Origin of the sequence: Streptomyces sp. NPDC049577 (genome assembly GCF_040675635.1) — a bacterium.
GTDB lineage: Bacteria > Actinomycetota > Actinomycetes > Streptomycetales > Streptomycetaceae > Streptomyces.
This window is the reverse complement of sequence record NZ_JBFAPH010000195.1, coordinates 1-12,480: the sequence shown is the minus strand read 5'-3', so window position 1 is coordinate 12,480 and position 12,480 is coordinate 1. Positions and strand designations below refer to the sequence as shown.

Sequence of the window (12,480 nt, the reverse complement as noted above, 5' to 3'; positions counted from 1 at the left end):
CAGCAGGCCATGAACGACTTCATCGACGGCCCGCGCGGCTCCGTCGAGGAGGCCGACTCCCTCCTCGCCGCCCTCTCCGCACGGCTCTCCGACCTCCTCGGCGAGCGCCGCCACGCCCTCCGCGCGGCCTGGCAGGAGGAGGGTGCCCAGCCGGAGACCGAACGCCTGCGGCTGGCCCTGCTGGACTACCGCCGGCTCGTGGAACGGCTGCTGACCCTCTGAGGGCCGACCGCCGGCTGCGCCCGGCCGCCGCGCCGGCGGTGGTCGAACCGGGCCGCAGTCCCGGCGAGGACACGCCGGACGGCGCTAGGCTGCCCCGCGAGCCCGCGGACGCGGGCGGAACGACGGCGGAACGAGCCGAGGGAGCCCGGGATGTGCCGCTTGTTCGGTCTCAGCAGCGCCCCGCGCCGTTCGCGCGCCACCTTCTGGCTGCTGGACGCGCCCGACAGCCTCCGCAACCAGAGTCACCGCGAGCCCGACGGCGTCGGCCTCGGACACTTCGAGGCCGACGGCACCCCGGTGGTGCACAAGGCACCGATCGCCGCCTACCGGGACCGCGACTTCGCCGAGCAGGCGCGCGACGTGGAGTCCACCACCTTCCTCGCCCACATCCGCTTCGCCTCCACCGGCAGCCTGGACCACCGCAACACCCACCCCTTCGAGCAGGACGGCCGGCTCTTCGCCCACAACGGCGTCATCGAGGGCCTGGAGGAACTCGACGCCCATCTCGGCGCAGACCGCTCCCTCGTCCAGGGCGAGACCGACTCCGAACGGTTCTTCGCCCTGATCACCCGTGAGACCCGCGCGCACGGCGGCGACCTCACCGCCGGCATCGCGCAGGCCACCCGCTGGATCGCCGCGCACCTGCCCGTCTACTCGCTCAACTTCGTCCTCACCACCCCCGAGGAGCTCTGGGCGCTCCGCTACCCCGACACCCACGAGCTGTACGAGCTGTGCCGCGCCGCCGGCGGTGACACCCGGCAGCGGCACCTGGATCACACCGGCACCGCGGGCCGGATGCGGATCCGCTCCCACGACCTCGCCGTCGCCCCCGCCGTCGTCGTCGCCAGCGAGCGCATGGACGACAACCCGCACTGGCGGCTGCTGGAACCCGGCGAGCTGCTGCACGTCGGCCCCCGCCGGCACGTCACCCGCCGGACCCTGCTCACCGACGAGCCCGCGCACCGGCTCACCCTCGCCGACCTGCGCCCCCAGGCCGCGGCCTCCCAGCACACCCTCTGAGCACCGGCGCCGCCTCCGTCCCGCTCGCCGTGACGGCACGTCGCTTCGCCCCGACCCGCTCCGAGTCGCACAAATATCCCTTTCTCGTGCAACCGTACGGTCCTGCGGATCATCTGTAGGGGTGTGGCGCGGACGCGGTCCGCCGCCGTACGGGTCTTGTCGCAAGGAGGTCACCCACGTGCACGTCGGATCGGGCCGTCGCACCGTCCTGCTGGTATCCGCTCTCCTGGGCTCACTGGCGCTCGGCGCCTGTACCGGCTGCTCGGGCGAGCAGAAGGCCGATGCCGGCCCGGAGGCGAGGATCACCGTCAGCCCCGGCGGCGGAGGGGATGTGGCGCTCGGCACGCCCATATCCGTCAAGGCCGACGGTGGACGGCTGACGTCGGTCGAGGTCAAGGACGACAAGGGCCGTACGGTTCCGGGCGAGTTGGCCGGCGACGGCGCTTCCTGGACGTCGCACGGCAAGGTCGGCCCGCACACCACCTACACCGTGCGCGGCACGGCGAAGGGCGGCAGGGACGGCAAGGGCAAGGAGTCCTCCGCCACGGCCACCTTCACCACCCGCGAGGCGCCCGAGGTCAACAAGCTCACCAACACCCCGGGCAACGGCGAGTCCGTGGGCACGGGCATGCCCGTCTCCATTCTCTTCGACCACCCGGTCGACAAGGGCAAGCGCGCCGAGATCGAGAAGTCCCTGAAGGTCACCTCGCAGCCGCGGGTGGAGGGGGCCTGGGGCTGGGTGAAGGACTACTCCGGCAAGGACAGGATCGACTGGCGCCCGAAGGAGCGCTGGCCCGCCGGGACAAAGGTCTCCGTCAAGGGCGCCCTGACCGGCGTCGACTCCGGCGAGGGCGGCTGGTTCGCCCGGGACTACGACTTCGGCTTCACCGTCGGGGCCGACCGCAGGGCCGTCATCGACGTCCCCGCCCATTCCCTGACGATGTACGAGGGCGAGCAGAAGGTCGGCACCATCATCGGTTCCGCCGGCTCGCCGGAGAACCCCACCCGCGGCGGCATCCACACGGTGCGCGGCAAGAACCCCGCGGAAACGATGGATTCGGCGACCATCGGGTTCGGCGACCAGTGGAAGCTCGACTCGCAGTGGGTGACCTATCTGACCGCCTCCGGCACCTTCCTGCACTCCGCGCCCTGGAACAAGTCCCTCGGCGTGGAGAACAACAGCCACGGCTGCTTCGGCATGACCACGGCCGACGCGAAGAAGGCCTACGACTTCCTGCCCATCGGCGCCACCGTCGAGGTCAAGAACACCAGCAGCACGGTCAAGACCGACGTCGGCAACGGTCTGGAGGTCTGGCAGGAGAGCTGGGACCAGTGGCGCAAGCGCAGCGCGCTCGGCTGACGGCCGGTCGGCACGCCGGATCGCCGGGCGGCCGGGGCCTCAGGGCCGGCGCCAGGAGTCGCTCTCCAGGTGCGAGCCGGCGTGCGGCCCCATCCGCAGCATGCCCCCGTCCACGCTCCACGAGGCGCCCGTGACGTAACTGGCGCCCGGCCCGCTGAGGAAGGCGATGACCGCGGCCACCTCGCGGGCGTCGCCGGGACGCCCGAGGGGGACGCCGGGGCGGCGCACGGTCAGTACGTCGACGTCCTCCTGCCCGGTCATCGGCGTGGCGATCTCGCCCGGGGCGACGGCGTTGACGGTGATGCCGTACTCGGCGAGCTCCAGCGCCATCACCTGGGTCAGCAGCCCGAGCCCGCCCTTGGCCGCGCAGTAGGGCGCCGCGCCCACCCGCGGCTGGTGCTCGTGCACGCTCGTGACGTTGACGATCCTGCCGCCGTCCCCCTGCCGGATCATCCGCTGGGCCGCTCGCTGCCCGCACACCAGCGGCCCGACGAGATCGACGTCGATCACCTCGCGCACGTCGTCGAGCTCCAGCTCCAGGAAGGGGACGGCCGTACCGACGCCGGCGTTGTTGACCAGTACGTCGACGCGGCCGAGTTCCTCGGCGAGCCGGTCGACGGCGTCGGCGGCCTCCGGCAGCACGGTGAGGTCCATCCGCTGGACCGCCGCCCGCCGGCCCGCGTCCCGCACCTCGGCGGCGGTGGCCTCCGCGCCCTCCCGGTCCTGGTGCCAGGTGATGCCGACGTCCAGGCCCTCCTGGGCCAGTCGCACGGCCGTGGCCCGGCCGATGCCCGAGTCCGCCCCGGTGACGACGGCCGCGCGTGTGGTTCCTGGCTGTCCGTTCACGTCCCGTCCTCCTCGTGCGTGGTGGACACGTGCGCGGTGGACACCCTGCGCGGTGGACAATGGGCGGTGACGCGGAAGGAGGCGGCAGACCGGTGGACACCGCGCGTGACCCGCTCGAACTGGTGGTGTTCGTCGGGCTCCAGGGCTCCGGCAAGTCCACCTTCTACGCCCGCGCCTACGCCGGCACCCACGCCCTCGTCAGCAAGGACCTCTTCCGCAACGCCCGCCACCGGCAGCGGCGGCAGATGCGGCTGATCGAGGAGGCGCTCGCCGACGACGTCTGTGTGGTCGTCGACAACACCAACCCCTCCCCGGCGGAGTGGGAGCCCCTCATCGCCGCCGGCCGGGCCCACGGCGCCCGCGTGGTGGCCTGCTGGTTCCCGCCGGACCCCGCGGGCTCCCTGGCCCGCAACGCGGCACGGCAGGGCCGCGAACGCGTCCCGGACGCCGGCGTGTACGCCACGCTCCGGCGGCTGCGCCGGCCCCGGCGGTCGGACGGCTTCGACGCCGTCCACGAGGTCCGCCTCGACGGCCACGGCGGATTCGAGGTACGCCCGGCGGACGACGAGGGCACACCGCCGGGGCGGTGACGGGCAGCCCCGGGCCCGCCCGTCTACCCGCCCCGCCGTGCGGAACGCCCGCGGTCGTCGCCGGTACGCCCGTCCCCGCGGCCCTGGGAAGCCTCCTGGGCCCGGACATTGGGCGTCATCGCGTCCGCCGCGTCGCCCTCGTGCTCCTGCCGGTTGCCCGGGCGGGTCTCGGCGTCCTCGAACTCGTCGAGGACTTCGTCCGCGGCCGTCTCGGCCTTCTTCCTGTCACTCATGGCGATACCTCCCGCGAGCCGGACCGGATGACGTACGGCCCGCCTTCCCGGAGGAAGGCGCGCCATGCCCGCAATCCGGTCACCGCCTCAGCCGCGGTACGACGGCCCGGCGTAGTCCCGGCGGACCGTGCACAGGCCCCAGATGACGAGCGCCCCGAGGGCTATGACCACGAGCGACCAGAGCGGGTAGTAGGGGATGGACAGGAAGTTGGCGAGAATCAGCAGCCCCGCCAGCACGATCGCGAGGACACGGGCCCACAGCGCGCCGCTGAACAGACCCATCGCCACGATGATCGACAGAATCCCGAGTATCAGATGGATCCAGCCCCAACTGGTCAGGTCGAATTTGAACACGTAGTTGGGCGTCGTGACGAAGACGCGGTCGTGCGTGATCCCCATGAGACCACGGAAGAAGTCGAGAATTCCCGTGATCATCAGAAACACGGCGGAGAAGAGGACGAGGCCGGTGGCCGCGGCCTGGCCCGCCCCCGATTGATGATGCGCGTGAGATGTGGACATGGCCTTGCCTCGATTCGCTGGGCAATTCCGACGGCCCTCTTACCCGCCCTTTCACGCCACAGGGGTCACGCGGGCCGCCCCTTTCCTATCCTCTCCTCATGGTGTTCCGGCCGCCGGAAGCTGTCCAGGCGAGCCGGACGGGGCGGAGAAAGTCCCTGCTGGCGCCGGGAAAAGCCGGGGAGAAGAGGAACGCCACCGGAAGGCGCCGGGGCGGCGATCCGGAGAAATGCGCCACGGTGGGTGACCGATGCCGGGCGGACGGTCATGACGGGTCCGGCCGGGAAGAAGCCGCCCGGGCGCGGGCGGCGGACACGCGCACGTGCTGACGGCCCGTCGGGCACAGCCCCTCCGCCCGTATCGCCGCGTATTGGGGTGCGACCCGAAGGCCGACGTGATAATCACTATGAGCCGGGGGCGGGGATGGCACGCCCTGTCACCACCACAGGGAGTCTCCCCATGGCACTCTTCCGCCGCCGTCCGCCCGCAGCGCGGGTGGACCCGGACCTCGGTGATCCGAGGATCGCCGCGCTCCGGGCCGCGGCCCTGGCGGGGGACTGGCCCGCGATGAGCGGGCAGTTGTCGGCCGTGGCCGACGGCGAGGACCTCTCGCAGGTGCTGCACGCCGCCGTCGCCGAGACCAACGGCGTCGAGCAGTGGATCCCCCAGGTGCTCGCCGCCGAGCCCGCCTCGTCGCTCGCGCCCCTCATATCCGGGGTCCGGCTCATCGGCTGGGGCTGGCAGGCCCGCACCGGTGCCCGGGCCTCCGAGGTCTCGCGCGAGCAGTTCCAGGTGTTCCACGAGCGGCTGCGCGTCGCGGAGGAGCGGCTGTACGAGGCGGCCGAGCGCCGCCCGGACTGCAGCGCCCCCTGGTACTTCCTCCAGATCAGCGGGCGCGGCCTGCAAGTCGGGCAGGAGCTCTCGCGGCGCCGCTTCGAGGCCGCCGTCCGGCGCAGCCCCGGGCATCTCGGCGCGCACCAGCAGCTGTTGCAGCAGCTGTGCCGCAAGTGGGGCGGCTCCCACGAGGCCATGCACGCCTTCGCCCGCGAGTCCATGCTCGCGGCCCCGGCCGGCAGCCCCCTCGGCGTCCTCGTCGCCATCGCGCACATCGAGGAGGCGCTCGACGCCCCTGAGCGCGACTTCTCCACCCATCTGCGCCAACCGGCCGTCGTCGCGCACCTGCACGAGGCCGCCGACCGGTCCGTCCGCCACCCCGGCGGAATGAGCCCCGCCGGAATCAACCCCGCCGTCCGGATCCAGGCGCTCAACACCTTCGCCATGGCGTTCGCGCTGGCGGGGGAGCGGGCGGCCGCCCGCCCGCTCTTCGAGGAGCTCGGCGGTGTCGTCACCAAGTCCCCCTGGATCTACCTCAGCGGTGACCCCGCCAAGGCGTACGCCGTCTGGCGTGCCAAGTCCGGCGCCTGATCCGGATCCCCTGTCACCACCCACCACTTCTCCGAAAGCGCTCCAGGTGTCCGATCCCCAGTCCGTCCACACCTTCCAGGTCGACCTCCGCGGCCTGGTGGACCTGCTGTCCCACCACCTCTACTCCAGCCCCCGCGTCTACCTCCGCGAGCTGCTGCAGAACGCCGTGGACGCGGTCACCGCCCGGCAGGCCGCCCAGCCCGGCGCCCCCGCCCGGATCACCGTGCACACCGGCGAGACGCTCTCCGTGACCGACACCGGCATCGGACTCTCCGAGGCCGACGTGCACACCTTCCTCGCGACCATCGGCCGCAGCTCCAAGCGCACCCGCGACGGCGCCCTGGACGGCGCCGGACTGGACGCGGCCCGCGGCGACTTCATCGGCCAGTTCGGCATCGGACTGCTCGCCTGCTTCGTCGTCGCCGACGAGATCACGGTCCTCAGCCGGTCCGCCGCCGACGACCGGGCCCCCACCGTGGAATGGCGGGGCCGCTCCGACGGCAGCTACACCATCCGCACCCTGCCGCCGTCCGCCCTGCCCGAACCGGGCACCACCGTGCGGCTCACACCCCGCGCGGACAGCGGCGAATGGACGAGCCCCGGCCAGGTCGTCGCCCTCGCCCGGCACTACGGCGGCATGCTGCGACACGAGGTGACCGTCGTCGACCCGCACGGCACCGCCGTCCGCGTCAACGAGGTGCCGCCGTGGGAGCTCCCGCACCCTTCCCCGCTCGCCCGCCGCGAGGCGCTGGCCCGGCACTGCGCCGACACCTTCGGCTTCACCCCGCTCGACACCATCGACCTCGACCTGCCGGTCGCGGGCCTGCGCGGCGTCGCCCACGTCCTGCCCACCGCCGTCAACCCCTCGCGGCGGGCCGGCCACCGGGTCCACCTCAAGGGCATGCTGCTCTCCGACCGGGCCCCCGAACTCCTCCCCGAGTGGGCCTTCTTCGTCCGCTGCGTCGTCGACACCACCAGCCTGCGCCCCACCGCCTCCCGGGAGGGCCTGTACGAGGACGAGACGCTCGCCGCGATCCGCGACGCCCTCGGCGCCCGCATCCGCGACTGGCTCACCGGGCTCGCCGCCAGCGACCCCGGCCTCCTGCACCGCTTCCTCGGCGTCCACCACCTGGCCGTCAAGGCACTCGCCCGCCACGACGACGAGCTGCTGCGCATGCTGCTGCCCTGGCTGCCGTTCGAGACGACCGACGGCAACGTCACGCTGGAGGAGTTCACCCGCACCCACGCCACCGTCCTCGTCACCCGCAGCGTCGAGGAGTTCCGCCAGGTCGCGCCCATCGCCGCCGCGGCCGGCCTGGGCGTGGTCAACGGCGGCTACACCTACGACCACGACCTCGTGCACCGGCTGCCCGAGATCCGCCCCGGGACGACCGTCACCGACCTCGACCCCGGCACGGTCACCGCGCACCTGGACCCCGCCGACCCCGCCGCCGAACTGTCGGCAGCGGCCTTCCTCGCCACCGCCCGCGAGGTCATCGGCCAGTACGACTGCGACGTCGTCCTGCGCAGCTTCCAGCCGGTCACCGCCCCCGCGCTGCTGCTCGACAACCGCGAGGCCCGGCAGGAGCGGAACCGGGCCGAGCTGGCCGGGCAGAGCGAGGGCCTGTGGGCCGACATCCTCGGCGCCCTGCGCAGCGAGGCCCCCCGCGCCCAGCTGGTGCTCAACCACCTCAACCCGCTGGTGCGCCGCGCCGCCACCATCACCGAACGCGGCCTGGCCGTCACCACCGCCGAAGCGCTCTACGGACAGGCGCTGCTGATGACCCGGCGCCCCCTGCGCGCGGCCGAGAGCGCCCTGCTCAACCGCGCCTTCATCGGCCTGCTCAACCACGCCATGCACGAACCCACGCACGACCGGCACGACCCCCGGCCGGGGAAGGACGCGTAATGCTGGAGACCCCCGAGGCTGTCTTCGAAGCGCTCCGCGAGAACCACGAACGCCCCTACGGCCGCCACCGCACCCTGGTCGCCGAGGAACTCGTCGAAGCGGCCGGACAGTTCGAGGAGAACGACCTCCTCGTCACCGCCCTCCTCGAACTGATGGAGGCCTACGAGTTCACCGGCGACAACCGCAACTCGCCCGTGGTGTTCGCCCGCGTCCTCACCCTGTGGGACACCTCCCCGGGCTCCTTCAGCGAATGGGAGGCCCGCCAGGTCCTGTGGCGCTTCAAGTGGGTGACGACCTCCCTGCTCCAGGTCCCCGGGATGCCGCTGACCGCGGTCCACGGCTGGATCGCGCAGATGAGCGAGCGCTACCGCGCCGCCGGCCACGGACAGCAGCCTGTCGCCGCGATGCGCCACGCCGTCGCCCAGCACACCGGCATCGACGCCGCGACCGCCTACGACTCCTGGGTGACGCGCCCCCGCGAGGAGCTGAGCGACTGCGAGGCCTGCGAGATCCGCGAACGAGCCCTGTTCCACGTCCACGCGGGCGACGACCACCGAGCCCTGGAGATCTGGCGGCCCGTCCTCGAGGGCACCGCCGGCTGCTCCGAGGAACCGGGCATCAGCCAGGCCCACGCCCTGCTGCCGCTGGTACGGCTGGGCCGCACCGACGAGGCCCGCTCGCACCACCTCACCGGCTACCGCGCCGCCCGGGGCAAGACCAGCATGTGCCAGGAGATCGGGCTCCACCTCGAGTTCTGCGCGCTCACCCGCAACGAGGGCCGCGGACTGGAGATCCTGGCCGAGAACCGGGAACTGTTCGCCGTCACCGGCGCCCCGCTGGACCGGCTCCACCTCCTCACCGGAGTCGAGGTCCTGCTGGGCCGGCTCGTCGAGGACGGACACGCCGACGCGGCCGTCGCCGGACCGGCCGGCCGTACCTGGACGGCACGCGAACTCCTCGATCACGTCCGCCACGACGCCGGGGCGCTGACGGCCGCGTTCGACACGCGCAACGGCACCACCACCGTCGGCGACCGCCGCCGGGCGCGGCTCGCCCGCAAGCCCCTGCTCACCGAGGCCCTGCCGCTCGGCCTGCGCACCACCGGCGTGACCACCGCCCCCGCCCCGGCGGCACCGCCGGAGATCCCCACCGATCTCCCCGGCCTCGTCGCCCGCGCCCGCACCCTGGATGCCCAGGGCCACCCCGGCGCCACCCGGATGTGGCACCGCGTGAGCGAGCACGTCACCGCCGAGGAGTACGTCCACGACCCCGCCCTCGGATCCTGGGAGCGGCTGCGCGCCGAGCTGGCCGAGCACCGCGCCTTCGCCGCCCACGACGACGACCGCACGGCCGACGCACGGGCCGCGATGGCCGAGGCCGCCGAACTCTTCGAGCAGGCCGGCATGGCGTGGCACGCGCTCGTGGCCCGCGCCCGCACGGCCTGCGAACCGGCCACCGAGGACGGCGCCCCCGACTGGCCGGCCCTCGACGCCGCGCTGCACCGGGCCCGCGAACTGCTCGCGGCCGGCACCCCGGCCGAGGGGGAGAACACCGCGCCCGAGCACTACCTCGCGGTGCTCCAGTGCCACCTCCGCGCCGCGCACACCGCGCTCGAGGCCGAACTCCCCGGCGTCTCCGCCGCCACCGCGGAACGGTTCGACGCCCTGGCCGGCACCCTGCTCGCCGAGGCCGAGCGGCTGGACGTCCCGTACCCGAAGGCCACCGCCCACCAGTACCGCGCCGACGTCGCGGCCCGCACCGGCCGGTTCGAGGACGCCGAGAGGCTGCTGGGCACCGCCCTGGAACTCCTGGAGACCACCGGGCGCCCGTGGCGGGCGTCCCGCGCGCAGGGACTGCTCGGCCAGGTGCTCCTGTGGCAGGGCAAGGCGACGGACGCCGTGGGCCACCTCCAGCAGGCCCTCGCCTCCGCGGCCCGCTACGACGACGCCGCGTTCCCCGTCGTCCCCACCCTCGGCATGCTCGGCCACGCCTGCGCCCACACCGGCGACATACCCGCCGCGGTGCGCCACCTCTCGGAGGCCGCCGCTCGGCTCGACCGCGACGGCGACCCCGGCGGGGCCGCCGAGACCCGGCTGGAACTCGCCGACGTCCTGGCCCGCTCCGGGCAGCACGCCGACGCCGTCGCCATCCTGGAGTCGCTGCTCACCGACGACGCCGCGGGCGCCCTCCCGCCGCCCCTCACGGCCCAGATCCGCCTCGACCTGGCACGCGGCCTGACCGAACTGGAGGAACACTGGGCCGCCGCCGAGCAGTTCCTGCGCGTGGCCGACGAGGTCGCCGACTGGGAGGACGGCACCACGCACACCCTCGTCGCCGCCGACGCCGCCGTCGCCCTGGCCCGCGCCGGCTCCTGGGACCCGGCGCGCACCGCCTACACCCGCGCCGTCACCGCCCACGGACGCGCACCCCAGCCCGGACCGGTCGTCCGGATGATGCACGAGTTCGCCTCCCTCACCATGGCGGCCCGGGGCCCCGAGGGCCTGGAGGACGCCCTGGCCCACCTCGCCGAGGCCGACGACGTCCGCCGGGCCGTCCCCGCCGACGACGAGGACTTCGCCCACTGGTACCAGGCCGGCGCCACCCACTACCGCCGCGCCCGCGCCCTCGCGGAGGCCGAGAGGTTCCCCGACGCCCTCGCCGAGATGGAACGCGCCCTCACCGCCTACGAACCCGGCGGCCCGCACGCCGAGGCCCCCCGCGCCGAGGCGTCCCGCGTCGCCGCACTCATCGAGGCCAACGGTCTCGGCGCACCCGAGGCGGCGACGGCACGCCTGACCGCCGCCATCGCCCGCTGCGAAGCGGTCGGCCTGCCCGAGGCCGTGGCGATCCTCACGAACCTGCGCACCGACCTGGCGACCCGTCAGGCCCCGTAGGCGCCGGGAACCGCGAACCGGGGGCCGCCCCTTGACCCGCGCGTGATCCACGGGCAGGGTCGGCCCCGGCGCCGGGCACCGGCACGGCGAGGACAGGAGGGGCACATGGCCAGCGACGTCGAACACCGCTTCGTCGAAGTGAACGGGATCAGACTGCACATCGCCGAGCAGGGGCAAGGCCCCCTCGTCCTCCTGCTGCACGGCTTCCCCGAGTGCTGGTACTCCTGGCGCCACCAGTTCGGTCCGCTGGCCGAGGCCGGATACCGCGTCGTCGCCCCGGACCAGCGCGGCTACGCGCGCAGCGACCAGCCCGGCGACATCGCCGCCTACAGCCTCCTGCACCTGACCGGCGACGTCGTCGCGCTGATCCACGCGCTCGGCGAGGACAGCGCGGTCGTCGTCGGCCACGACTGGGGTGCGCCCGTCGCCTGGACGACGGCCCTGCTGCGCCCCGACGTCGTACGCGGCGTGGCCGGCCTGAGCGTGCCGCCGCTGCCGCGCGGCCCGGAGCCGCCGCTCTCCGTCCTGCGCGACCTGCTGGGCGACGGCTTCTACCAGCTCTACTTCCAGGAGCCCGGCGTCGCCGACGCCGAACTGGCCCAGGACCCGGCCGCCACGTTCCGCCGGCTGCTGGCCGGCGGCTCCGGCGACAGCCAGGCCGGCAAGCCGCCCAGCCCCTGGATCATCCCCAAGGGCAGCACCACCCTCGACACGATGCCGGAACCCGGACGACTGCCCGACTGGCTGTCCGCGGCCGACATCGACACGTTCGCCCGCGAATACTCCGCCCACGGGGACCGCGCCTTCACCGGCGGTCTGAACTGGTACCGCAACATCGACCGGAACTGGGAGCTGCTCGCCCCCTTCCACGACCGCGGCATCGACGTTCCGGCGCTCTACGTGGCGGGGGAGCAGGACCTGGTCCGCTCCTTCCCCGGCATGGACGAGGTCCTGGCCGGCCTCGACCGGGCCGTGCCGAAGCTGCACGACCGTCTCACCCTCCCCGGCTGCGGCCACTGGACCCAGCAGGAGCGCCCGGAAGAGGTCAACGCCGCCCTCCTGGACTTCCTCGCCCACCTGCGGCCGGCGGCCTGAGCACGCGGCAGCGCGCAGGGGCACGCCACGGGGCACGGAAGGTTCACCACCTTCCGTGCCCCGTGCCACTCCGGGCCGCGGCGTGCGGTGCGTGACAGTGCCCGGCAGTGTGCGCCGGCGCGCGGTCGAGGTCTCGCCCTGTGTGACGGACAGGGGCCTGCGGTGTGAAGCGGCCCATAGGAGCCAGATCACCTACGAAACCGTGCCGTAGCCACGAAATACCACGTCACAGTGCCATTTACGCGACCGCGGCACTTCCCGGGCCAACGGCCTGCGGTCGTAGGTCACAGTCTTGTCGGGGGTTTTGGGCGCCGCTAACAATGGCTGAGTCGCACGGCGCCGTCGACCGAGAAACGGCGCTTTTTCTTGC

10 protein-coding genes and 1 pseudogene are annotated in these 12,480 nt (G+C 73.5%); 8 read left to right on the top strand and 3 right to left on the bottom strand.

Features of this window, described 5'->3' with window-relative positions:
- The 3 genes and pseudogenes from AB0K09_RS21305 to AB0K09_RS21295 form a co-directional block, all read left to right on the top strand.
- Positions 1 to 222, top strand: a pseudogene (locus AB0K09_RS21305) (hypothetical protein); the annotation flags it as partial.
- 150 nt (positions 223 to 372) lie between these two features.
- On the top strand, positions 373 to 1,242 hold the full coding sequence (locus AB0K09_RS21300; protein ID WP_366066959.1) for a class II glutamine amidotransferase: 870 nt from the start codon (positions 373 to 375) through the stop codon (positions 1,240 to 1,242).
- Positions 1,243 to 1,420: 178 nt separating this feature from the next.
- Entirely contained in the window at positions 1,421 to 2,602 is a 1,182-nt protein-coding gene (locus AB0K09_RS21295; RefSeq protein WP_366066958.1) for an Ig-like domain-containing protein, read from the top strand.
- A 39-nt stretch (positions 2,603 to 2,641) separates the two neighbouring features.
- Here the strand turns inward: AB0K09_RS21295 and AB0K09_RS21290 are convergent, their stop codons facing one another.
- Positions 2,642 to 3,448, bottom strand: a complete 807-nt coding sequence (locus AB0K09_RS21290; protein ID WP_366066957.1) for an SDR family oxidoreductase — start codon at positions 3,446 to 3,448, stop codon at positions 2,642 to 2,644.
- A gap of 92 nt (positions 3,449 to 3,540) precedes the next feature.
- Between AB0K09_RS21290 and AB0K09_RS21285 the strand changes: the two genes are divergently transcribed.
- Positions 3,541 to 4,038 (top strand): ATP-binding protein, encoded by a 498-nt coding sequence (locus AB0K09_RS21285; protein ID WP_366066956.1) that lies wholly within the window; start codon positions 3,541 to 3,543, stop codon positions 4,036 to 4,038.
- Positions 4,039 to 4,061: 23 nt separating this feature from the next.
- Here AB0K09_RS21285 and AB0K09_RS21280 read toward each other — a convergent pair whose 3' ends face one another.
- Both AB0K09_RS21280 and AB0K09_RS21275 read right to left on the bottom strand, forming a co-directional pair.
- Positions 4,062 to 4,271 carry a hypothetical protein gene (locus AB0K09_RS21280; RefSeq protein WP_366066955.1) on the bottom strand — a complete coding sequence of 70 codons (210 nt, stop codon included), beginning with the start codon at positions 4,269 to 4,271 and terminating at the stop codon, positions 4,062 to 4,064.
- Between the two features lie 87 nt (positions 4,272 to 4,358).
- Complete coding sequence (locus AB0K09_RS21275; protein ID WP_366066954.1) at positions 4,359 to 4,790, bottom strand: hypothetical protein; 432 nt, start codon at positions 4,788 to 4,790, stop codon at positions 4,359 to 4,361.
- Positions 4,791 to 5,246: 456 nt separating this feature from the next.
- On the opposite strand from AB0K09_RS21275, the gene AB0K09_RS21270 reads away from it, so the two are divergent.
- The 4 genes from AB0K09_RS21270 (at position 5,247) to AB0K09_RS21255 (ending at position 12,110) form a co-directional block, all read left to right on the top strand.
- Positions 5,247 to 6,212 (top strand): hypothetical protein, encoded by a 966-nt coding sequence (locus AB0K09_RS21270; RefSeq protein WP_366066953.1) that lies wholly within the window; start codon positions 5,247 to 5,249, stop codon positions 6,210 to 6,212.
- Positions 6,213 to 6,258: 46 nt separating this feature from the next.
- The gene (locus AB0K09_RS21265) at positions 6,259 to 8,121 is read left to right on the top strand and encodes an HSP90 family protein (RefSeq protein ID WP_366066952.1); all 1,863 of its coding nucleotides are present in this window, start codon (positions 6,259 to 6,261) and stop codon (positions 8,119 to 8,121) included.
- Positions 8,121 to 11,015, top strand: a complete 2,895-nt coding sequence (locus AB0K09_RS21260) for a hypothetical protein (protein ID WP_366066951.1) — start codon at positions 8,121 to 8,123, stop codon at positions 11,013 to 11,015. Before AB0K09_RS21265 ends, AB0K09_RS21260 begins: the two co-directional genes overlap by 1 nt.
- A 105-nt stretch (positions 11,016 to 11,120) precedes the next feature.
- Positions 11,121 to 12,110 (top strand): alpha/beta hydrolase, encoded by a 990-nt coding sequence (locus AB0K09_RS21255; protein ID WP_366066950.1) that lies wholly within the window; start codon positions 11,121 to 11,123, stop codon positions 12,108 to 12,110.
- Positions 12,111 to 12,480: the final 370 nt, after the last annotated feature.

Excerpts from the sequence above, each read along its gene's own strand:
- AB0K09_RS21300 (WP_366066959.1), top strand. The coding sequence starts at position 373 with ATGTGCCGCTTGTTCGGTCTCAGCAGCGCCCCGCGCCGTTCGCGCGCC.
- AB0K09_RS21280 (WP_366066955.1), bottom strand. The coding sequence starts at position 4,271 with ATGAGTGACAGGAAGAAGGCCGAGACGGCCGCGGACGAAGTCCTCGAC.
- AB0K09_RS21275 (WP_366066954.1), bottom strand. The coding sequence starts at position 4,790 with ATGTCCACATCTCACGCGCATCATCAATCGGGGGCGGGCCAGGCCGCG.
- AB0K09_RS21270 (WP_366066953.1), top strand. The coding sequence starts at position 5,247 with ATGGCACTCTTCCGCCGCCGTCCGCCCGCAGCGCGGGTGGACCCGGAC.
- AB0K09_RS21260 (WP_366066951.1), top strand. The coding sequence starts at position 8,121 with ATGCTGGAGACCCCCGAGGCTGTCTTCGAAGCGCTCCGCGAGAACCAC.
- AB0K09_RS21255 (WP_366066950.1), top strand. The coding sequence starts at position 11,121 with ATGGCCAGCGACGTCGAACACCGCTTCGTCGAAGTGAACGGGATCAGA.